The following is a 21032-nucleotide window of genomic DNA, read 5'->3' on the forward strand; positions in this document are numbered from 1 at the left end:
GTGAGCGTTTGCCGTCCGAGGCACACTCCGGGCTCATGCTGACCCGCTCCCTCCCCGCGCTGGCCGCCGGCCTGCTGATGTTCGCCGGCGCTGCCGCCATCGCGGCCGAGCCGGTGCCGGACACGCTGGCCCAGCGCGCGCTGGCCTGCACCGGCTGCCATGGCAAAGAGGGCCGCGCCGCGCCCGACGGCTATTACCCGCGGCTGGCGGGCAAGCCGGCCGGCTATCTCTACAACCAGCTGCTGAACTTCCGCGAAGGCCGGCGCGACTACGGGCTGATGAGCGAACTGATCGCGCCGCTGTCCGACGCCTATCTGAAAGAGCTGGCCGGCCACTTCGCGTCGCTGGACCTGCCCTATCCGCCGCCGCAGCCCCCCACGCTGGCGGCACCGGAGCTGGCACGCGCTGAGGCGCTCGTCCGCAACGGCGACCCGGCCCGCAAGCTGCCCGCCTGCATCGCCTGCCACGGCGACCGCCTGACCGGCACACAGCCGGCCGTCCCCGGGCTGCTGGGCCTGTCGCGGGACTACCTGAATGGCCAGCTCGGCGCCTGGCGCAGCGGCCAGCGGCACGCGCAGGCGCCCGACTGCATGGAGAAGATTGCGAGGACGCTGACCGACGCCGAGATCAATGCCGTGACGCAGTTCCTCGCCGGTCAGCCCTTGCCGGCCGATCCGCATCCGGCCGCCGCGCTCGCGACGCCGGCCCCCGTGCGCTGCGGGGTGCTGCCATGAAGCGCTGGCTGATCGCCGCTGTCATCGCCGTGCTGGCCGCACCATGGGCGCTGCTGGCCTGGCAGCGCCACCTGCCCGACGCCACGCCGCCGTCCACCGTACCCGTCGACCTGAAGCGCGGCGCCTACCTCGCAGCCATCGGCAATTGCGCCGGCTGCCACACGGCACGCGGCGGCGAACGGCTGGCCGGCGGGCGGGCCATCCCGACGCCTTTCGGCACCGTCTTCTCGCCCAACCTCACGCCCGACGCCACCGGTCTGGCCGGCTGGAGCGCCGACGACTTCTGGCGCGCGCTGCACCTGGGCCAGAGCCGCGACGGCCGGCTGCTGGTGCCGGCCCACCCGGTCACGAACACCACCCTCGTCACCCGCGAGGACGCCGATGCGCTGTACGCCTGGCTGCAGGCCCAGCCGCCGGTTGCCGCGCCGCGCCGCGAGCACCAATTGCGCGGGCTGTACGGAAGCCAGCTGGCCATCGCCGCCTGGCGGGCGCTGTACTTCAAGCCCGGCGTCTACCAGCCCGACCCGGCACGCGGCGTCGCCTGGAACCGCGGCGCCTACCTGAGCCAGGGCCTGGCCCACTGCAGCGCCTGCCACGCCGGCCGCGACGCGCTGGGCGGTGACCGCGGCGCGACGGACTTCCGCGGCGGGCTGCTGGCCGGCATCGGCTGGGTCGCACCGTCGCTGCTGGACCCGCTGGAGGCCGGCGTGCAGCATTGGACGGCCGGCGCCGTCAAGCGACTGCTGCGCGACGGCCATGGGGCCCACGGCCCGATGGCCGAGGTGGTGCTGGGCAGCACGGCGGCGCTGGACGACGTCGACCTCGCCGCGATGGCCGCCTACCTGCGCGCGCTGCCCGAGCAGGCCGTCGAGCGCCCCGAAGGCGCCGAGCCTTCACCGCGCCGCCGCGAGCGCGGCGCCAGCCTCTACCGCGACCATTGCGCCGCCTGCCACGGCGCCAACGGCGAAGGCCGGCTCGACGCCAGCGGCGCCCCGGCCTACCCGGCGCTGGCCGGCAGCCGCACCGTCACGCAGGCCAGCGCGGCCAACCTCATCCGCCTCATCGAACGCGGCGGCTTCGCGCCGGCGACGCCCGGGCATCCACGGCCTTACGGCATGCCGCCGTTCGCCGGCGTGCTCGGTGCCGACGACCTGGCCGCCGTGGCCAGCCACCTGCGCGAGGGCTTCGGCCATCACGCGGGCGAGGTCGACACGGTCGAGGTGCTGCGCCTGCGCGCGGCGGCCGGCGCCCGTTGACCGCCAGCGCATAGGTAGCAACCCGCAGTTTCCTGAGCCCACAGGGCAGGCGCCTCGCCGCGCGCCTCCACGAACACGCGCCACCGCAGACGCCGTCGGAGGGTTGCGTTTGGACGCCGCACCGGCCCTATTCCGCCACCGCCAGCGCCCCGGGCGAGTAGCCGTCGTGAACGACTTCACGGGGCCCGGGAAGACACGCGATTCAAATCGTCACAGGTCGCGACACACTGCGCGCCGGCCCATCGCTGGGGCAGTCCCAAAGAGGATGTGCGGGCCTACAGTCCGTTTGGACGCCAAAGCGGTACCTGGCCGCCGATACCTGAAGACCACGACAAGGACGAGAACCGAATGAACTTCCTGACGCAACTGCGCATTGGCCAGCGCCTGGCCGTGAGCTTTGGCTTGCTGATCCTGCTGCTGGTGGCCATCGGCGTCTTCGGCGCCTCCAATGCCAAACGCCTGTCCGAGGACCTGGACCGCACCGCGAACTCCAGCCTCGTGAAGATCGGCGCCGCCAACGGCCTGGACAGCCAGGTCAACATCATTTCCCGCGCCGTGCGCGACCTGCTGCTGCTGGACACCGCCGGTGCCATCAAGAAGCAGAAGAAGGCCATCGCCGACGCGCTGGAAGAAGGCGAGAAGCAACTGGTCAGCCTGGAAGGCGCCGTCTCCGACGAGACCGAGAAGGCCACCGTCGCCGAAGTGCGCGATCGCAAGACCAAGTTCCTCGCCGCGCTGGAGAAGTTCCAGAAGGTCCAGACCGATGGCAGCCCCGACGAAGCCCGCGAGAGCCTGATCACCGACCTGCGCCCCGCCCAGAGCGCCCTTCAGGAAGGCCTGAAGAAGCTGGTCGACATGCAGTTCGAGAACGGCAAGCAGCTCGCCACCTCCGGCAACCAGCGCGCCCAGTCGTCGATCATGCTGACCATCGTGCTGGTCGTCGCCGCCGTGGCCCTGGGCGTGGGTGGCTTCGTCGTCATCTCGCGCTCCATCGTCGTGCCGGCCCGCAAGGCCCAGCAGGCTGCCGAAGCGATTGCCGCCGGTGACCTGACGCAAAGCATCGTCGTCGAAGGCCGCGACGAGCTGAGCCAGATGCTGCAAGCCATGCAGAACATGCAGCAGGCACTGTCCGGCGTCGTGCGCGACGTGTCGACCGCCGCCAGCGAGGTGGCAAGCAACTCCGGCTCCATCGCCGACAGCAATGCCAACCTGGCCGACCGCACGACGCGCTCCGCCGCCAGCCTGCAGAACACGGCCGCCTCGGTGGAGGAGATCGCCTCCACGCTCAAGGGCGCCAGCGACCTGACCCGCCGCGCCGCCGGCATCGCCGTGACGGCCCGCCAGGCCGCCAGCAACGGCGGCGCCGTGGTCTCCAAGGTCGTCGAGACGATGGAAGAGATCAGCGCCAGCTCCAAGAAGATCGGCGACATCATCGGCGTCATCGACGGCATCGCCTTCCAGACCAACATCCTGGCGCTGAACGCCGCCGTGGAAGCCGCCCGTGCCGGCGAACATGGCCGCGGCTTCGCGGTCGTGGCCTCGGAAGTCCGCGCGCTGGCCCAGCGCTCGGCCGGCGCCGCCAAGGAAATCAAGGTGCTGATCCAGGAATCGACCGTCAAGGTCGAGAACGGCACCACCCTCGTCAACAACGCCGGCGTGACCATCCGCAGCGTCGTCGACGAAGTCAACAACATGGGTCAGCTGATCGAGGAAATCTCGCACTCGGCCCAGGAGCAGGCCACGGGCGTCGGCGTCGTCAACGGTGCGATGAACGAACTCGACAAGGCCACGCAGCAGAACACCAGCCTGGTCGGCGAGCTCAGCCGCTCGGCCGACGCGCTGCGCGACAGCTCCACCCGCCTGATCGAAGCCGTCGGCTTCTTCCGCGCGGCCTGAACCTCATCCTCCACTTGCAAAGGTTCGCCATGTCCTTCCTGCGTTCCGCCACCGTCTTCGCTGCCACGCTGATGCTGGCCCTGGCCGCGCACGCCGTGCCCAAGGTCGTCAAGAAGGTGCCCCCGGAGTTTCCGAACGAGGCCGTCAAGAAAGGCATCTCGGCCGGGTCGGTCAAGGCCAAGCTGACCATCGAAGCCGACGGCAAGGTCAGCGCCGTCGAAATCGTCGAAGCCGAACCCAAGCGCGTCTTCGACCGTGCCGTGATTGCCGCCCTGATGGAGTGGAAGTTCGAGCCGGGCGAGAAGGCCACCCACGAAGTCAAGCTCGTCTTCAAGAACGAGGATTGACAGCCCCTCGCCCAGGCCTGCACCGCTGAACTCGGGAAGGCCTGGTCGGCCCCCTGAGGGGACGGCTTGGGGCGGCCCGGAGTGCCGGGGCTATCGCCTCATCGCCGCCGGCACCTCCGCCGGCTGGCTGTGCGGCCACCAATGCACGCCGCCCGCGACGAGCATCACCGTGACAACGGCGCCGGCCGCCAGGCTCAGGCGCCGTTTCCTTTGGGCCCGGAGCACCCGTGCCTGGCCCACACCGGTCGCCTCGCGCAACGCGTTGCCGTGCGTGACCAGGCGGCGACGCTGCAGATTCACGGCCTGCTTGCGACCGTCACGCCCGGTCACAATTTCAAAGCTCAGCGGCTCGTCCAGCCGTGCCCCCTCGCCATCGGTCGGGAAGGCGCCCAGCACCACGAACACCTCGTCCCCGCCGCCCGCCGGGCGGATTCGGCCGCAGCCGGCATCAGGGTTCCAGGCGCTCAAAACTCCGTCGAATCGCATACTGCCCTCAAACACAAGCCTCAAATCTTGGGGGAGACGGCCGCGGGCCCCGCAACCGGATGTAAGCCCCCGACAATCCCTGCCCCTCCCTCGTCTCGTCAGCGCATGCCCATCAACTGGTTCCCCGGCCACATGAACTCCACCCGTCAGGCGATCAAGGATCGCGTGAAGGCGGGGCTGGACGTGGTCATCGAGCTGCTCGACGCGCGCCTGCCGGGCTCCAGCAGCAACCCGCTGCTGGCTGCACTCACCACGGGCCGGCCGTCGCTGAAGGTGCTGAACAAGCAGGATCTTGCCGACCCGGCGCAGACCGAAGCCTGGCTGGCCCATTACAACGCCCAGCCCCACACCCGCGCCATCCCTCTGGATGCGGGGGACAAGGCGCCGGCGCGCGCCCTCATCAAGGCCTGCCGCGAGCTGGCGCCACTGCGCGGCGACATGCACAAGCCGCTGCGTGTGCTGATCTGCGGCATCCCCAACGTCGGCAAGAGCACGCTGATCAACACGCTGGTCGGCAAGAAGGCCGCCAAGACCGGCGACGAGCCCGGCATCACGAAACTGGAGCAGAAGTTCGTGCTGGAGAACGGCTTCTACCTGTTCGACACGCCCGGCATGCTGTGGCCCAGGATCGCCATCGAGCAGAGCGGCTACCACCTCGCGGCCAGCGGCGCCATCGGCCGCAACGCCTTCGACGAGGCCGAAGTGGCGCTGGAGCTGATCGCCACGCTGAAGCGCCGCTACCCCGAGCGCCTGCAGGAACGCTATGGCCTGACCGAACTGGGCGAGGACGACGCGGTGCTGGAGGCCATCGGCGTCAAGCGTGGCGCCAAGATCCGCGGCGGCGCCGTGCAGATGCACAAGGCGGCCGAGGCCGTGCTGATGGACTTCCGCGGCGGGCTGCTGGGCCGCATCACGCTGGAGACGCCCGAGGAGATGGCGGCCTGGCGCCAGGCCGCCGCCGACGCGGACGCGCGAAAGGCGGAGAAGGCCGCTGCCGACAAGGCCGCCGAGAAGGAGAAGCGCAGCGGCAGGCGCAACGCTTCCAGCGGAGACGCGTGATTCCCCGGGTGTGACCGGCAGGCCCGCTGCCTATGCTGGGGCCATGACACGCCTCTCCCTGCTCGACCTCGCCTTCTTCATCGCCGAGAGCGAGGCCAGCCCCAAGCACGTGGCCGGGCTGCACATCCACCGCATTCCCAAAGGCGGCAACGCCGGCTTTGCCAAGCAGCTGTACGAGGAGTTCCTTGAGCACACCGACGTCCAGCCCCCGTTCGATCAGGTCATCCAGTTCCTGTCGGCGGGCCTGCTGCCCAGCTGGACCACGGCCGGGTCGGTGGACCTGACGCAGCACGTTTTCTTCCACAAGCTGCCGCGCGGCGCCAACGACCGCGAGGCGCTCTACGCGCTGACCTCCAAGCTGCACGAGCCCATGCTGGACCGCAGCCGGCCGCTGTGGGAAGTCCACGTCATCGCGGGCCTGTGGGACCGCCAGTTCGCCGTGTACTACAAGATGCACCACGCCGTGGCCGACGGCATCACGATGACGCGCTGGGGCGTGGAGTCGCTGCGCACGACGCCCGACGATCTGACGGTCACGCCAGTCTGGACGTTCGACCACACGCGCCGCACCGGCCACAGCCGCAAGAAGCGGCTGGACCAGGCCGTCGCCGGCACGGTGTGGAAGCAGCTCACCGCCAACAGCAAGCGCGCAGTGGGCATCGGGCGGCTGACGGCCATGCTGGCACTGGAGGCCGTCAAGCTGACGAAGAACGCCATCGCCCTGCCCTTCATGGCCAGCGGCGGCACCCCCTTCACCGGCAACGCCACGCCGGGCCGCCAGTTCGCGACGGCCGCCGTGCCGATGGCGCGCATCGACGCCATCCGCCAGGTGGCGCGCGCGACGCTCAACCACGTCGCGCTGACCTGCCTGGACGGTGCCATGCACCGCTACCTGGCCGACGAAGGCATCGAGCTGGACCGCCCGATCACGATCCAGATGCCGGTGAACCTGCGCCGCGAAGGCGAGAAGGCCGGCGGCAACAAGATCGGCATCATCCTCGTCGACCTGTCGCCGCCCACGGACGACGCCTACGTCCGGCTGCGCAACGTCGGCTACTCGCTGCGCAATGTGCGGGCCATGATCGACTCCGTCGCGCCCGAGGCCGTCGAGACCTACACCATCCTCACCGGCCTGCTGGGCCAGATCGCCGGCATGCTGAAGCTGGCCGACGTCGTCACGCCGCTGGGCAACACGCTGGTGTCCAACGTGCCCGGCCCAGCGGAAAAGCTCTACCTGAAGGGCGCCGAGCTGACCGAGATGCACCCGGTGTCCACGCTGCCCGCCACGCACCTGCTCAACATCACGCTGTTCAGCTACGCCGGCACGCTGTACTTCGGGCTCATCGCGACCGACGCGCTGCCCAACCTCGGGCGCCTGGCGGCCTACGTGGATGAGGAGATTGCTGCGCTTGAAGCCGCTGTCGGGATCTGACGCCTCAGCACGAAGAAGAAGGTCTTGGCCGAGCCCTTCTGGTCCATCAGCCCCAGCACCGTGTCGTCGTCGATGCGGCGGAAGATGTCATTGATCGGCAGGCGGTCGTAGACCATCGCCGCCGTCACGCGGCCACGATGCTCGATCTGCCGCAACCGCGCACCCGAGTGCTTCGTCGACAGCAAGGGCAGCAGCCATTGCAGCACGCGGCCGATGGCCGTCGACTTGGGCAGCGGCCAGCGATCCAGCCAAGGCAACGCAGGCGCCATCCAGATCGGGTTCAGCGCCAGCAACGCGCCGCCGCGGCGGGCGAACAGCAGCGGGTGCACGTCCTCGGCGCTGTCGAAGCGCTTGCCCCACCAGCCGTAGGCCTCCAGCGCACCATCCATCGCGTGGCCGGTCGCGAAACCCTCACCACGCCAAGTGCCGAGCATGAAATCGATCGTCACGGGCTCGAGAGCGTCGAACAGTTGAAAGGCGGCCGCGGTGTCCATGTCTGCGCGATCATCCCGTCAAAACGGAGACCCGCCATCATGTTCGACGCCTACCTGTTCGACCACTGCCGCACGCCGCGCGGCAAGGGCAAGCCCGAGGGCGGCCTGCACGCGGCGACGCCGATCTGGCTGGTGCGGACCGTGCTGCAGGCGCTGCAGCGGCGCAACCATCTCGACACAGCCCTCGTCGACGACGTCGTGCTCGGCTGCGTGACGCCCGTTGGCGAGCAGGGCGGCGACATCGCGCGCATCGCCGTGCTGGACGCGGGCTGGGCGCAGTCGGTGGCCGGTGTCACGCAGTCGCGCTTCTGCGCGTCGGGGCTGGAGAGCGTCAACCTCGCCGCGGCCAAGGTGGCAAGCGGCTTCGAGCAGCTCGTCGTGGCCGGCGGCGTCGAGAGCATGAGCCGCGTGCCCATGGGCAGCGACGGTGGCGCGTGGCTACTGGACGAGCGCGTCGTACAGGCCATCGGTTTCGTGCCGCAGGGCATCAGCGCCGACCTGATTGCGACGCTGGAGGGCTTCTCGCGCGCGGAACTGGATGCGTGGGCCGCGCGCTCGCACCAGCGCGCCGCGGCAGCACGAGCAGAAGGCCGCTTCACCCGCTCGCTCGTGCCGGTCAGCGACGAGTCGGGCACGCTGCTGCTGGGCGAGGATGAAACCATCCGCCCGCAGACAACAGCCGACACGCTGGCCGCGCTGCAACCCTCGTTCGTGAAACTGGGCGCCAAGTTCGACGTGCTGGCGCTGCGCCGCTACCCGCAGGCGGCCGTCATCGAGCACCGCCACCACGCCGGCAATTCATCGGGCATCGTCGACGGCGCCGCGCTGGTGCTGGTCGGCTCCAAGGCCGGCGGCGAGGCGGCCGGCCTGAAGCCCCGCGCCCGCATCCGCGCCGCCGCCGTCACCGGCAGCGAGCCGACCATCATGCTGACCGGCACGACGCCCGCCTGCCTGAAGGCGCTGAAGCAGGCCGGCATGCAGGCCTCGGACGTGGACCTGTGGGAGATCAACGAGGCCTTCGCTGCCGTGCCGCTGAAGACGGCGCGCGACCTCGGCCTCGACATGGAGCGCATCAACGTCAACGGCGGCGCCATCGCGCTGGGACATCCGCTGGGCGCCACCGGCGCGATGCTGCTGGGCACGCTGCTGGACGAGATGGAAAGGCGCGACCTGCAGACTGGCGCCGTCACGCTGTGCGTGGGCGGTGGCATGGGCATCGCCACCGTCATCGAGCGTGTCTAGAGGCGAATCCAGCCGCCCACGCGCAGGTGCCAGCGACCGCCCTGGTTCTCCCAGTGATGCGGCTCCCAGCGGTAGCCGGGCCGCGGGCGTTCGTAGTAGCCGGGCACCCAGTGGTGGTGGCCACCGCTCCAGCCCCAGTAGCCGCTGATCCAGACGGCGCCCGGATAGGGCATGGCCGGCACGACCTCGGCGTAGGGCGCCGGCGGCGGCGTGTCAACGACGACGACCGGACCGGTGGCATAGGCCGGATGAGCCGGCACGACGATGCAGGCGGACAGCAGCGCGCTGGCGGCCAGGGCGAGCAGAAGGCTTGTGCGTTTCATCGCAACCTCACCGGCGGTAGTAGCCGCCACGGTAGCCGTCGTCATGGTCGTGGTAGTAGCGGTGGGCGGGCACGATGATGCAACCGGACAGGAGCGTCGCCGAGATCAGCGCGATGGCAAGGGCGAGTCGTTTCATGAGAGCTGTCTCCGGGCCGCGGACAGCGCGGCCGCCCGCCTCTAACCGCCTGGCGCTGCCGGCGGATGACAACGTCACATTGAGTTACCTGACATCCACCCAACAGCGACGGGTGACCAATGCCATGGTGCGCCGAAGCCACGCGCGCTTATCCTCGGCGCCTTTCATCCGTGGTTACTGTCATGACCCGACTGCTGCTGACTCTGCTCCCCCTCGCGCTGGCCGCCTGCGCCGCTCCCGAGCCGAACACCACCACAACAACGGCACAGGCCGACGACACCACCTGCCAGGTCGAGACCCAGGTCGGCTCGATCATCCCCAAGAAGCAATGCCGCACGGCCAGCCAGCGCGCAGCCGACCGAGCCGCCGTGGACGAGATGGGCCAGGCCCTCAAGAACCACCCCGGCCAGTCGCCCATGCCGACCGGCAAGTAAGCAAGCCGCTCAGCGCGGCTCGCGCAGCGCACCGGCGAGCGCCACCATGCCCAGCGCCATCACGCCGGCTGTCAGCCACAGCGCGGCGTCGAAGCTGCCGCTGGCCTCGACCATGCGGCCCGTCAGCGCCGGTGCGCTGACCTGGGCAGCGCCATAGCCGAGCGTCAACCGCGCCATCGCCTTGCCGGGGTTGGCCGGCGAGCGGCGGCCCACCAGCGCCAGCGTCAGGCTGACGATGCCGATGAAGGTGGCACCGTACAGCAGCGCGCCCAGCAGCGCCGCGGCCAGGCCACCGGCCAGCGCCGGCAACAACACGCCGACGATCTGCACGCCGTAGGCGATCAGCAGCGCACCGACATCGCCGGTGCGCCGCGCGACGCGATCCCACAGGAACACGGCCGGCGTGGCCGCCAGCCCAACCAGCAGCCAGGCCCACGGCCCCTGGCCGGCCAGCAGCGACTGCTTCTCGACGATGGCGACAGTGAACGTCGCGTTGATGACGAAGCCCCAGCCGGCACAGAAGTAGGCCGCCAGCATCAGCGCCATCCAGCGTCGGCCGGGCGCCTTGCCGGCCACGGCCTTCACGGACGGCGGCGGCACCGGCGGACGCCACAGCCAGGCAGGGATCAGGAACACCAGCCCCAGCAGCGCGAAACCCTGCCACTGCTCGGCCCAGCCGAAACCCAGGCCCGTCATGGCCATCGCCCCCAGCGCCGACACGGCCACGCCCAGGCCCAGGCCGATGAAATAGATGCCCAGCTCCGGCCGCCGCCCCGAGCGCATCAGCCAGCCCTGCACCAGGCCCGAGCCCAGCAGCATGCCGGCCGCGCCGCACAACCCGCCGACGTAGCGCGACAGCGCCCACACGGCGAACGACGTGCTCCAGCCCATCAGCGCGGTGATGACCAGTGCCAGCGGCAGGCCCCAGACGTACAGGCGCTGGCGCCATGCGGGGCTTTCGATCCACGCCGCCAGCAAGGCGCCGCTCATGTAGCCGGCGTAGTTGATGGCCGCCAGCAGCCCGCCGTCGGCGAGGCCCAGGCCGGCCTGGGCGTGCATCTGCGGCAGCATCGGCGTGTAGGCGAACCGCGCCAGCCCCACGGTCAGCACCAGCGCGCAGACGCCGCCCAGCAGCACCTGCCAGGCTTGCAGACGAGGGTGCGGGGCGGTTTCGGGCATGGCCGCAGGGTAAGCGACGCCGCCGACTCCCGGGTTTGCAGGGCCTTGCAAAGCGGCACGCCGGGCCCAGTTGCCGGACATGCCGCTGCTGATCTGCTTCGCCGTCGTCCTGCTTGCCGCCGCAGCGATCGCGCTGTGGCCGCTGTGGGTGCGCCGCTGCCGCGAGCGCATCGCCGGCCAGCCCTTCCCGGCTGCGTGGCGGCGGCTGCTGCGCCGCCATGTGCCGCTGGTCGCCCGGTTGCCGGCGCGCCAGCAACTGCGGCTCAAGGGGCTGATGCAGGTCTTCCTGGCAGAGAAGCCCATCCTCGGCTGCCGCGGCCTGCGCGTCACGGACGAAATGCGCGTCACCATCGCCGCGCTGGCCTGCCTGCCGCTGCTGGGCGCGGCGCGCGGCGTCTATCCGGAACTGCGTCAGGTGCTGCTCTATCCCGGCGCCTTCGTCGTGGACCGCCCCGTCACGGAGGGTGGCGTGCAGTCCGACCAGCGCCGCGTGCTGGCCGGCGAGAGCTGGAGCCAGGGCCAGGTGCTGCTGGCCTGGGATGAAGTGAAGCGCGGTGCGACCACGCCGGGCGATGGCCACAACGTCGTCATCCACGAGTTCGCCCACCAGCTGGACCAGGCGGGCGGCCCCGCCAACGGCGCACCGGCGCTGCCGACCGCCGAGGCCTACCGGCGCTGGTCGACGGTGATGCAGAACGAATTCGACGGGCTGCGCTGGCGGCTCGCGCGCGGCGAGCCGGGGCTCATCGATGCCTACGCGGCGACGGACCCGGCGGAGTTCTTCGCCGTCATCAGCGAGCTGTTCTTCGAGCGCCCCATCGAGCTGGCCGCAGGCCACCCGGCGCTGTATGCCGAACTGAGTGGCTACTACCGGCTGGACCCGGCAGGCTGGAGTTGAAAAGACAAACCCCGCAGCACGCGCACTGACGGCGCGCAGGCCTCGGGCGGGGTCAGAAGCCCAGGCTGGCCAGCAGGTCGTCCACGTCGTCCTGCTTGAGCGCCTTGTCGGGCGTCTGCACGCCGCCCAGCTCCTCGGGTGCCACGGCCTCGGCGGGCGCGGGCAGGGACGAGATCAGATCCTTGAGCGGCGGCTCGGCGCGCTCCAGCATCTTGCTGACCTTGTTGATGACCTGGCCGGAGAGATCCTGGAAGTCCTGCGACATCATGATCTCGGTGTGCAGCGACTTCTCGCGCGCGGCAAAGCTGGCCGCATCGGCCGCGTAGGCGGCGCACAGCTTCATCAGGGCGCGGGCGCGCTCCTGGCTGATGTTGGTGGACAGCGCCAGGCGGTTCAACGCGTCGGAGAGCTCGCGGCCCTTCTTGCGCACGGCTTCGGCGTCTTCCTGCGCGGCCTCCACGAGGTTGAGCACCTTGGTGGCAGCCTGCTCCGTCATGCTGCGCACATACTGCAGACGCTCGCGGGCATCGGGCAGTTCCTCCACGACGTTGTGCAGGATCTGCGCCGCATCGGCGCGAATCAAGGTCTGGATGGACGCATCGGACATGAGGGACTCCCTGAAGGCCCCCGCCGACATGAACGGGGCGAGCGGAAGTTTAGGACCGCCCCCTGGCGTCGTCTGCCCGTCCACGCATGCTGAACGCGGCCTTTGTCACGCCCGCTGCAAACGTGTTCATCGGGGTGCAAGAACTCCCCGCAAGGCAGCGGCCTGACGCTCGTCCAGCCGCCCCGCGGCCTCGGCCAGCGCGAGCTGGCGGCGGCCCAACGCAAGCAGCAGATCATCGTCCCGCCCGGCGGCGGCGAGCGCATCGAGGTGACGCGCGAGAACGCCTGCGTCGCCGCGGGCGATGGGGCCGGACACCGCGCCGGCCAGGCCGCGTGCGGCAGCCGTGTCCAGCGCACCGCGGGTCAGCGGCAGCAGTGCAGGCAAGGCTGCGTCGGCAGGCAGGCCGGCCGCGGCCCACAGCGCGCCGGCTTCGGCCAGCACGGCCAGCACACCGCTGGCGGCGAGGTTGGCACTCGCGTGATAGGCCGCGCGGGCCCGAGCATCCATCGGCGACGGCAGCGCCAGCGGCATGAGACCCAGCGCGTGAGCGAGCGCTCGCACGACCGGCAGGTGTGCGGCGTCCGCCTCGATGCCCACGTGCACGCCGGCCAGGCCCGCGTCGCCAGCCAGCAGTTTCAGTGGATGGAAGCCCGCAACGGCCGGCGCAGGAGCGAGTGCTGTCAACGGCGTCGCGCCGCTGCAGTGCAGGGCCAGTTGGCCGGCGCGCCACGGCAGGCCGGCCGCCGTCACGGCGATGGCGTCGTCGGGGACGGTCAGCCAGACCCAATCGGCCAGGCTCGCCGCCTCCACGGCCGACAGCTCGCCATCGTCGGGCGAACGCCGGCCGATGACGACGTGCTCCCCGGCCCCCCGCAGCGCCGGTACCAGCGCCCTCGCGAGGCGCCCGTAGCCGATGACCGCGTGTCGGCGGGCGTCCATCAGGGTTTGACGAACTTCAGCGTCATGCGGTCGCTCTCGCCGATCGCCTGGTACTTCGCGCGGTCCTTGTCCTTCAGCGCGTAGGTGGGCGGCAGCGTCCACACGCCTTCGGGGTGATCCGCCGTGTCCTTGGGGTTGGCGTTGACCTCGCTGCGGCCCGCCAGCTTGAAGCCGGCGGCCTCGGCGAACCTGATGACGGTGGCCTCCTGCACGTAGCCGGTAGGCGCCTTGGCATCCTGCGTGCGCGCGGCCGGCAGGCGGTGTTCCTCCACGCCCAGCACGCCACCGGGCTTCAATGCCTTGAAGGCCGCATTGAAGACGTCCTGCGCCTTGCCACCGGCCATCCAGTTGTGCACGTTGCGGAAGGTCAGCACCGCGTCGGCGCTGCCGGCGGGGGCGATGTCGAGCAGGCCCTTGCCGGGATCGAAGGCCGTGAGCTTGACCTTGGCGTAGACGCCCGATGAATCCATCTTGGCCTTGAAGCGACCGCCGGTGTCGCCGGCTGCGTAGAGCTGGCCGGCATCGCGCAGGTAGGGCGCAAGGATCTCGGTGTACCAGCCGCCGCCCGGCGACAGCTCGACGACGGTGTCGGTGGGCTTGATGCCGAAGAAGCTCAGCGTCTCGTAGGGATGGCGGGCCGCATCGCGGGCGACGTTGCCCACCAGGCGGTTGTCGGCCGCGACGGCGGCCTTCAGCGGGTCGACGCCTTGGGCTTGCGCACCGGCGGCGACCAGGGCGAGGGTGGCGATCAGCCAAGTCTTCATGGGGGATGTCTCCTTTGAGGGCGGCCAGTATGCGGCGGGGCCGCGGCCCGTGTCGAAGGTCAGCGACGGAATGCCATGACGCGAGACCAAACCGCGCCAGCGCGGCGCCAAACAGGCCGACGCGTTCAGCGCAGACAACGCGACATCGGCCGGGCCGGGGTCAGCGCAGCGTCCAGCCCATCCAGCCGGCGAGCGTGTCGAAGAACGCCGCGTAGACGAACACCGGCCCCGGCAGGCCGATCAGCGTGCCCAGCAGGTAGTCGCGAAAGCGCAGACCCGACAGCGCCAGCGCGTAGTTCATCGCCGGCACCGTCTGGAACACGAGGCGCAGCAGCGCGACGCTGCGGATGGGGTGGGCGTCCAGCCGCGCGAACAGCCGCCGCGCCAGCGGCCCCGGCAGCTCCCGCAGCGCGTTGGCGCCGAAGGCCCGCACGACGAAGAAGGTGACGACGCAGGACACCAGCGCCGCGCAGAACGTGGCCAGCGCGCCCCACACCGGGCCCAGCGCCAGCACGGCCGAGGCGAGGAAGATCCAGCCGGGCAGCTGGATCAGGTTGCCGAGCGCGAACAGCGCCGTGAACGCGACAAAGCCCCAGACGCTGTGCTGCGCGAAACCGTCGCGCAGGGCCTGGGGATTGATGCGGGCGCGCAGCCCGGTGAACTCGAACACCGCCCACAACAGGGCCAGCAGCAGCAACACCGCCGCGAGCCGGCGCCAGGGGCGGGGTGCGGGAGAGGCGGTGTCGGTCGGGTTCAACGCTTGGGCTTGGGCGGCTTCTTGGAGCCGGAAGTATCCGCCGGCGCGACAACGCCCTTCACGGCCGCCTGCGCGAGCTTGAAGAACACGTCGGTGTTGTCCTGGACGCCCGTGAAGGCCAGCGCGCCCGGACCGTAGGCGGACAGCGGCACGTCGGTCGCCGTATGCACGGCCTGCTCGCCGGGCACCTGGCCGGTGACGAGGTAGTCGCCCTGCGCGTCGTCGCGTTCCATCGCATTGGCGGGGTACCACTTCAGCGGCGCCTCGGTCGCGAACGGCTGCAGCGCGTCGCGCTGCGGCGTCTTGCGGGTACGCCAGTCTTCGTAGCGGTCGGCGTTGGCGCCGTAACCCACCAGCAGGCGGTAGTCGATGTCGGTCGTCTCGGGGTAGCCGTCGGCGGCGATGCGGTAGTGCGGGAAGCCGGCCTTCTCGTACGTACCGACGACGCCGTTGCGCAGGTTGGCCACGCCCTTCTTGGCGGCCAGCTCGGCCAGCGCCTTGTCGGTGACGGTAGCGCCACCGATCAGCGCGGCGCCCGAGCACTCATGGTCGGCCGTCACGATGACGATCGTGTCGCCCTGCTCGGCCGCGAAGTCCTGCGCCACGCGCACGGCGCGGTCGAACTCCAGCGTGTCCAGCATCCAGCGCTCGGTGTCCATCGCATGGGCCTGCTTGTCGATGGACGCGCCTTCGACCATCAGCACGAAGCCCTTGGGCGAGCGCTTGAGCACGTCGATGGCCTTGGCCGCCATCTCGTCCAGCATGGGCTGGTCGGGCAGGCCGAAGTCGTCCACGACGCTGCCGCCGTTCAGGCCGTTCTTGTCGGTACCGCGGCGGCCGTTGATCTTGTCCAGCGCGACGTTCATGTTGGAAAACGCGAACAGGCCCAGCAGCGGCTTGCTCGCGTCGGCCTTGTCCAGCTCGGCCTTGGTCGGCGCGTAGCTGAAGCCGGCGGACTGGAACTCCTGGACGAGGTCGCGGCCTTTGTCCAGGCTGCCTGCGGAAGCGCCCCAGCGCTTGACGATGTCGGCCGTGTGCGCATCGGTCGCCGAGAACGCGTAGTCGCTGGTGTCGGTGCGCGCCGAGCCGGGCGTGCCGGCGGGCAGGAACCACTTGCGGCCGCCGCCCATCAGCACGGTCAGGCCGGTGTTGCGGCGGTCGTCGAAGAACTGGTCGACGATGCCGGTACCGGCGCCGCGGTTGCTGGTGTGCACGGCATTGCCGGCGGGCGTCGCGTCGAAGACGTCGGCCGTCGTGACGATGCCCAGCTGCTTGCCCTGCGTGCGGTGCAGGTACTCGCTGAGGTACTCGACGCGCGGGTTGTCGAAGGCGTCGACGGTGTCGTCGGGGAACACGCCCTCCTCGTTGTTGTTGTTCTTGTTGCCGCTGACATAGCTCGTCATGCCGGGCGACGAGTCCGTCACGATGGAATTCAGCGACGAGGTCTTGACCATGCCCGTCGCCGTGAACGTGTCCATCGCGAGCGGGTGCAGCGCCTTGCCCTGCGCGTAGCCGTGCACGATGCGCGCGGCCGTGCGCTGCGACGCGCCCATGCCGTCGCCCAGCAGGATGATGATGTTCTTGACCTTGGGGCCCATCGCCGCGGTGAACGGCACGACCTCGAAGTTGCCGGTGGCCACGACCTTCTGGCCGTCAGCCTGCGTCGCCTCGACGCTGAACTCGTGCCTGCCGGCCACCTCGACCGACACGGCCCGCACGGTGGCGATGGCCGTCTCGGCAGCGACGCCCTTCACGCAGCCGCTGGCGCAGTCGCGCAGCGCGACGTTGGCGGCCACCGGCTTGCCGTCGACGAGGAAGCGCGCGGCCTTGATCTTCTGGCCCGCGTCGGGCCGGACGGTGGCCTGCAGGTCGAAGCGCTGGCCGGGCAGGAAGCGGGCGACGACCGGGTCGGCACGGCCGCTGGAGAAGAGTTCGCTGGGCGGCGTCAGCCGCGTGACGGTGGGCGCGGCGAAGGCGGAGCCGGCGGCCAGCGTGGCGAGGAGCAGGGTGTGTTTCATCAGGGAAAGCTCAGTGCAGTCAATGCGAGTGGGGTGCGGCGGCGGCGCCCGGCTGGGCCGCCAGCGCGTCGGCGGCGAGGTGCAGGCGCAGCCAGCTGACGCGGCCGGTCTCGTCCTCGGCGGGGCCGTATTCGAGGCGGCCGGTCAGCGCGAACGGTCCCGGCTGGTAGGCGACAAGGCGCTGGCTTTGCGACTCGGGCAGCACGACGGTGACGGTGGACGCCGGCAGGTCGTCCGCGTCGCCGTCCGCGTGTTCCGCCATCGAGACAGGGCGCGGGGTGAGCAGGAAGCGGCCGGCCTGCGGCTGCTCGCGCTGCACCATGAAGCCGACCAGGCGTACCTCGTGGCCGCTGGCCGCTCTCAGCGCAGGCGTGGGTTCCAGGCCGCGCGGGCCGATGGGCTGGGCGAAGAAGTCACTGAAGGCCAGCTCCAGCGGGGGCACGGCCCCGGCGGGCAGCGCGGTCAGGCCGATCGATGCGGTCAGGGCCAGCAAGGGCAGCAATCTCATGCGGAAAGGGCTTGGCAAAAGCCCCGCATGCTCGCGCCGCGGCGTGTCAGTTCTGTGACGACGCGTGCAGCAGGGGCGCGGCACGGGCGCACAGCGCCTCGAACTCGGCCACGGGCAGCGGCCGCGCCAGCCCGAAACCCTGCAGCATGTCGCAGCCCTGGGCGATCAGGTGGGCCTGCTGGCCTGGCGTCTCCACGCCCTCGGCGACGACGCCCAGCCCCAGCCGGTGCGCCAGCGAGATGACGGCGTCGACGATGGCGCTGCCGTCCGGGCCGGCCTCGATGTGGTCGACGAAGGACTTGTCGATCTTCAGCGCGTCGATGGGGAACTGGCGCAGGTAGGCGAGGCTGGAGTAGCCGGTGCCGAAATCGTCCAGCGACAGCGTGACGCCCAGGTCCTTGAGCCGGCGCAGCATCGCCACGCCCTCGGCCGGCCGCTCGATCAGCATGCTCTCGGTCAGCTCCAGCTCCAGGCAGGACGGCGGCACACCGTGGCGGCTCAGCGCGTCGCCCAGCACGGCGTCGAGATTGCCGGCAGCGAACTGGCGCGCCGCGACGTTGACGGCCACCTGCGGCATGTCCAGCCCCTGATCGCGCCAGCGCGCCTGCTGGGCGCAGACCTCGTCGATGACCCAGGCACCGATGTCCAGGATGAGGCTGCTCTGCTCGGCGATGGAGATGAAGCGGCCGGGCAGCACCAGCTCGCCGCCACGCTTCCAGCGCAGCAGCGCCTCGGCACCGGCGATGCGGCCGCTGACGGTGCAGACCTTGGGCTGGTAGTGCAGCAACAGCTCACCGCGCTTGAGCGCGTGACTCAGCGCAACCTCGATCTCCAGCTTGTCCACGGCCTGGCGGTTCAGGTCGTTCGTGTAGAAGCAATAGCGGTTGCGGCCCTGTTCCTTGGCGCGGTAGAGGGCCGCATCGGCGTCGCGCATCATGGCGGTGGCGTCGCTGCAGCCGTCGTCCGGGAAGAGGCTGATGCCGATGCTGGCCGTCACATAGACCTCGTGGCCGCCGGCCAGCGCCACCGGGCGCGCGACGGCGAGCAGCAGGTCCTGCGCCAGCAAGGCCGCCTCCTGCGGGTCGTTCAGCGCCTCGACGATGACGAGGAACTCGTCGCCGCCCAGCCGACCCAGCGTGTCGCCCGCGCGCAGCCTCGCCTTGAAGCGCTGCGCCACGCAGGTCAGCAGTTCGTCGCCGGCCGGGTGGCCCAGACTGTCGTTGACGGTCTTGAAGCCATCCAGGTCGATGTAGAGCAGCGCCGTGTGCCCGCCGTGGCGGCGCGTGCGCGCCAGCGCCTGCTCCAGCCGCGTGTTCAGCAGGCGGCGGTTGGGCAGTTCGGTCAGCGGGTCGTAGTTGGCTAGGCGCTGCAGTTCGGCCTCGTCGCGCTTGACGCGCGTGATGTCGGTGAAGACACCGACGTAGTTGGTCACCGCACCGGCGTCGTCGCGCACCGCGCTGATGGTCAGCCACTCGGGATAGATCTCGCCATTCTTGCGACGGTTCCAGATTTCCCCGCGCCAGTGGCCGCGCGCCACGACGTTGGCCCACAACTCGCGGTAGAAGGCCGGTTCGTGCCGGCCGGAATGCAGCAGCGCCGGCGTCTGGCCGACGGCGTCCTCGGGTTCGTAGCCGGTGATCTCCGAGAACGCGCGGTTGACACTTTCGATGCGGGAGCGGGCGTCGCAGATGATGACGCCGTCGCGCGTGCTCTCGAACGCCTTGGCCCACAGCCGCTGGCGGTCCTCCTGGCGGCGGCGCTCGGTGATGTCGTGCACGACGCCGAACACGCCGCTGATGCCGCCATCCGGCTCGCGCAACGGTCCCAGCGTGCTGAGGAACCAGCGACGGCCGTGGGCCGTGCTCATCTCACCCTCGCTGGACACGGCGCGGCCGGCCTGCAGGACCTCGGCATTGAGGGCCGCGATGCGTTCGCGGTCCCGCGCCGGGAAGAAGGCACCGAACCGCTGCCCCAGCACGGCCTCGGCCGGCTGGCCCAGCGCGTCGCAGGCCGCCTGGTTCACGAAGGTGAAGCGCCCCTGCAGGTCCAGCGTGAAGATGAGGTCGGGCGTGCTGTTGCTGATGGCGTCCAGCAGGTCCAATGCGCGCAGCTTCTCCTCCTGTTCGACGCGCTCGCGGCGTGCGGCCAGCAGTTCACGGCGCTGGTGCAGGACGACCACGCCCGCCGGCAGCAGCAGCGCCGACAGCGCGACAAAGAACAGCGCCTTCCATTCGCTCAGCGTGCGCAGCACGACCGGGTCCGACGAGAGCCCGAACAGGACCTGGTCCGACCACAGCACCCACGCACCGCCCAGCGCCGCGTACAGCAGCGCTGCCATGACCGCCGCGCCATCCAGAGAACGGACCCAGCGCCGCAGCAGGCGGCTCATGCCTGCCCCACTCGAAATCCAGTCGACATTGCCGCCGTGGACATCGTCGGACCCGGAGGGCCGCCAGAACGTCTTGCTCGCCAGGTCTCGCGCCATGTTTTATCTCCCAGGGATTTGGAGAATTCTGGGCAGCGGCCGGGCGCGCAGACTTGACTGGTATCAATCCAGCAGGCAAGCACCGACGCCTGCTCGTGAGCGATTCCACGAGGGCGCCCGGCGCCGGCCGGCGGCCAGGCTGGGAAGGGGCGGCAACGCAATCGGGCACCTCAGGCGGGGAGATAACGCCACCAGCTTGGTGAATCCATGTTTCTCTGCCTTGATCAACATCAACGACAGCGTTCTGGGCGTTAAAGTTTCACGGCACCGTTGCGCCAGCCCCCGCCCTCCCTTTTTTTCGCATGAGCCTGCCCCACGTTGCCGTCCTCGACGACGAAGTCGACATCACCCAGCTGCTGGCCACCTACCTCGGTGTCCAGGGCTTTCGCGTGAGCCAGGTGCACAGCGGCCGGGCGCTGCTGGAGCTGATGGCCAGCGACCCGCCCGCGCTGGTGCTGCTGGACCTGGGCCTGCCCGGTGAGGACGGCTTCGTCATCGCGCGGCAGCTGCGCGAGCACTGGCGTTGCGGTCTCGTCATCGTGACGGGGCGCGGCGACGCCATCGACAAGGTGGTCGGCCTGGAGATCGGTGCCGACGACTACGTGACCAAGCCCTTCGACCTGCGCGAGCTGCTGGCCCGCGTGAAGGCCGTGCTGCGCCGCATCCTGCCGGCCGAGGCCCCGCCGGCCGCCGCGCCACCACCACTGCCGCCGCAGGCGGACCTCTCCAAGCTGCGCTTCGCGGGCTGGGAGCTGGACACCGCCGCGCGCCGACTCGTCGACACCGCCGGCACCGAGGTCGTGCTGACGACCGGCGAGTTCGAGCTGCTGCAGGTGCTGGCCCGCCACGGCGGGCGCGTGCTGTCGCGCGATTTCCTGCTGGAACAGACCCGCGGCCGCGAGGCGGCGCCATTCGACCGGACCATCGACGTGCTGATCGGCCGGCTGCGCAAGAAGCTGGGCGACAACGCGGCGGAGCCCCAGCTCATCAAGGCCGTGCGCGGCGCGGGTTACCTCTTCGTTCCCAGCGTGGCCTGAC

General features: G+C 70.5%; 22 protein-coding genes. 10 read left to right on the forward strand and 12 right to left on the reverse strand.

The window, feature by feature from the left end; translation table 11 throughout:
- The first annotated feature begins 35 nt into the window (after window positions 1-35).
- From ACG04R_RS17880 to ACG04R_RS17895, 4 genes are all read left to right on the forward strand, one after another.
- Entirely contained in the window at window positions 36-734 is a 699-nt protein-coding gene (locus ACG04R_RS17880; RefSeq protein ID WP_394413711.1) for a c-type cytochrome, read from the forward strand.
- Window positions 731-1990, forward strand: coding sequence for a c-type cytochrome (locus tag ACG04R_RS17885; protein WP_394413714.1), 1260 nt, complete (start codon window positions 731-733; stop codon window positions 1988-1990). The genes ACG04R_RS17880 and ACG04R_RS17885 overlap by 4 nt, the downstream gene beginning before the upstream one ends.
- Window positions 1991-2338: 348 nt before the next feature.
- Window positions 2339-3886 carry a methyl-accepting chemotaxis protein gene (locus ACG04R_RS17890; RefSeq protein WP_394413717.1) on the forward strand — a complete coding sequence of 516 codons (1548 nt, stop codon included), beginning with the start codon at window positions 2339-2341 and terminating at the stop codon, window positions 3884-3886.
- A gap of 29 nt (window positions 3887-3915) precedes the next feature.
- Window positions 3916-4233 (forward strand): energy transducer TonB, encoded by a 318-nt coding sequence (locus ACG04R_RS17895; RefSeq protein WP_394413719.1) that lies wholly within the window; start codon window positions 3916-3918, stop codon window positions 4231-4233.
- 90 nt (window positions 4234-4323) lie between these two features.
- Here ACG04R_RS17895 and ACG04R_RS17900 read toward each other — a convergent pair whose 3' ends face one another.
- Complete coding sequence (locus ACG04R_RS17900; RefSeq protein WP_394413722.1) at window positions 4324-4719, reverse strand: cold-shock protein; 396 nt, start codon at window positions 4717-4719, stop codon at window positions 4324-4326.
- A gap of 105 nt (window positions 4720-4824) precedes the next feature.
- Here ACG04R_RS17900 and ylqF point away from each other — a divergent pair, with 105 nt between their 5' ends.
- Window positions 4825-5778 carry a ribosome biogenesis GTPase YlqF gene (gene ylqF, locus ACG04R_RS17905; RefSeq protein ID WP_394413725.1) on the forward strand — a complete coding sequence of 318 codons (954 nt, stop codon included), beginning with the start codon at window positions 4825-4827 and terminating at the stop codon, window positions 5776-5778.
- Window positions 5779-5821: 43 nt separating this feature from the next.
- On the forward strand, window positions 5822-7210 hold the full coding sequence (locus ACG04R_RS17910; RefSeq protein ID WP_394413728.1) for a wax ester/triacylglycerol synthase domain-containing protein: 1389 nt from the start codon (window positions 5822-5824) through the stop codon (window positions 7208-7210).
- On the opposite strand, the gene ACG04R_RS17915 is transcribed toward ACG04R_RS17910, so the two are convergent.
- Entirely contained in the window at window positions 7162-7704 is a 543-nt protein-coding gene (locus ACG04R_RS17915; protein ID WP_394413731.1) for a DUF4334 domain-containing protein, read from the reverse strand. The genes ACG04R_RS17910 and ACG04R_RS17915 overlap by 49 nt on opposite strands.
- A gap of 39 nt (window positions 7705-7743) precedes the next feature.
- On the opposite strand from ACG04R_RS17915, the gene ACG04R_RS17920 reads away from it, so the two are divergent.
- The gene (locus tag ACG04R_RS17920) at window positions 7744-8946 is read left to right on the forward strand and encodes an acetyl-CoA C-acetyltransferase (protein WP_394413734.1); all 1203 of its coding nucleotides are present in this window, start codon (window positions 7744-7746) and stop codon (window positions 8944-8946) included.
- Here ACG04R_RS17920 and ACG04R_RS17925 read toward each other — a convergent pair.
- Together ACG04R_RS17925 and ACG04R_RS17930 are read right to left on the reverse strand one after the other, a co-directional pair.
- Window positions 8943-9269 carry a hypothetical protein gene (locus tag ACG04R_RS17925; protein WP_394413737.1) on the reverse strand — a complete coding sequence of 109 codons (327 nt, stop codon included), beginning with the start codon at window positions 9267-9269 and terminating at the stop codon, window positions 8943-8945. The two genes, ACG04R_RS17920 and ACG04R_RS17925, sit on opposite strands and share 4 nt — an antisense overlap.
- Before the next feature lie 7 nt (window positions 9270-9276).
- Window positions 9277-9405: a hypothetical protein gene (locus ACG04R_RS17930; RefSeq protein ID WP_394413739.1), complete on the reverse strand. Its 129-nt coding sequence runs from the start codon at window positions 9403-9405 to the stop codon at window positions 9277-9279.
- Window positions 9406-9587: 182 nt separating this feature from the next.
- On the opposite strand from ACG04R_RS17930, the gene ACG04R_RS17935 reads away from it, so the two are divergent.
- Window positions 9588-9839, forward strand: coding sequence for a hypothetical protein (locus tag ACG04R_RS17935; protein WP_394413741.1), 252 nt, complete (start codon window positions 9588-9590; stop codon window positions 9837-9839).
- Window positions 9840-9848: 9 nt separating this feature from the next.
- On the opposite strand, the gene ACG04R_RS17940 is transcribed toward ACG04R_RS17935, so the two are convergent.
- Complete coding sequence (locus ACG04R_RS17940; RefSeq protein ID WP_394413744.1) at window positions 9849-11018, reverse strand: YbfB/YjiJ family MFS transporter; 1170 nt, start codon at window positions 11016-11018, stop codon at window positions 9849-9851.
- A gap of 79 nt (window positions 11019-11097) precedes the next feature.
- Between ACG04R_RS17940 and ACG04R_RS17945 the strand changes: the two genes are divergently transcribed.
- Window positions 11098-11916 (forward strand): M90 family metallopeptidase, encoded by an 819-nt coding sequence (locus ACG04R_RS17945; protein WP_394413747.1) that lies wholly within the window; start codon window positions 11098-11100, stop codon window positions 11914-11916.
- A 52-nt stretch (window positions 11917-11968) separates the two neighbouring features.
- Here ACG04R_RS17945 and ACG04R_RS17950 read toward each other — a convergent pair whose 3' ends face one another.
- The 7 genes from ACG04R_RS17950 to ACG04R_RS17980 all read right to left on the reverse strand — a co-directional run bounded on the left by ACG04R_RS17950 (window position 11969) and on the right by ACG04R_RS17980 (window position 19994).
- On the reverse strand, window positions 11969-12523 hold the full coding sequence (locus ACG04R_RS17950; RefSeq protein WP_394413751.1) for a protein phosphatase CheZ: 555 nt from the start codon (window positions 12521-12523) through the stop codon (window positions 11969-11971).
- Window positions 12524-12649: 126 nt separating this feature from the next.
- Window positions 12650-13462 (reverse strand): DUF2520 domain-containing protein, encoded by an 813-nt coding sequence (locus ACG04R_RS17955; RefSeq protein ID WP_394413754.1) that lies wholly within the window; start codon window positions 13460-13462, stop codon window positions 12650-12652.
- Window positions 13462-14226 carry a class I SAM-dependent methyltransferase gene (locus tag ACG04R_RS17960; RefSeq protein WP_394413757.1) on the reverse strand — a complete coding sequence of 255 codons (765 nt, stop codon included), beginning with the start codon at window positions 14224-14226 and terminating at the stop codon, window positions 13462-13464. The genes ACG04R_RS17955 and ACG04R_RS17960 overlap by 1 nt, the downstream gene beginning before the upstream one ends.
- Window positions 14227-14386: 160 nt before the next feature.
- A complete protein-coding gene (locus tag ACG04R_RS17965) occupies window positions 14387-14983 on the reverse strand; it encodes a TVP38/TMEM64 family protein (protein WP_394413760.1) in 597 nt (198 codons plus the stop codon).
- Entirely contained in the window at window positions 14980-17001 is a 2022-nt protein-coding gene (locus ACG04R_RS17970) for an alkaline phosphatase (protein ID WP_394413763.1), read from the reverse strand. Before ACG04R_RS17970 ends, ACG04R_RS17965 begins: the two co-directional genes overlap by 4 nt.
- Before the next feature lie 19 nt (window positions 17002-17020).
- Complete coding sequence (locus ACG04R_RS17975; RefSeq protein WP_394413766.1) at window positions 17021-17509, reverse strand: hypothetical protein; 489 nt, start codon at window positions 17507-17509, stop codon at window positions 17021-17023.
- Window positions 17510-17555: 46 nt separating this feature from the next.
- Window positions 17556-19994, reverse strand: a complete 2439-nt coding sequence (locus tag ACG04R_RS17980) for a putative bifunctional diguanylate cyclase/phosphodiesterase (protein ID WP_394413769.1) — start codon at window positions 19992-19994, stop codon at window positions 17556-17558.
- A gap of 302 nt (window positions 19995-20296) precedes the next feature.
- Between ACG04R_RS17980 and ACG04R_RS17985 the strand changes: the two genes are divergently transcribed.
- Entirely contained in the window at window positions 20297-21031 is a 735-nt protein-coding gene (locus ACG04R_RS17985) for a winged helix-turn-helix domain-containing protein (RefSeq protein WP_394413772.1), read from the forward strand.
- The last annotated feature ends 1 nt before the right edge of the window (window position 21032 follow it).

The sequence above is a fragment of the Pelomonas candidula genome, from assembly GCF_043555985.1.
Lineage (GTDB): Bacteria > Pseudomonadota > Gammaproteobacteria > Burkholderiales > Burkholderiaceae_C > Pelomonas > Pelomonas candidula.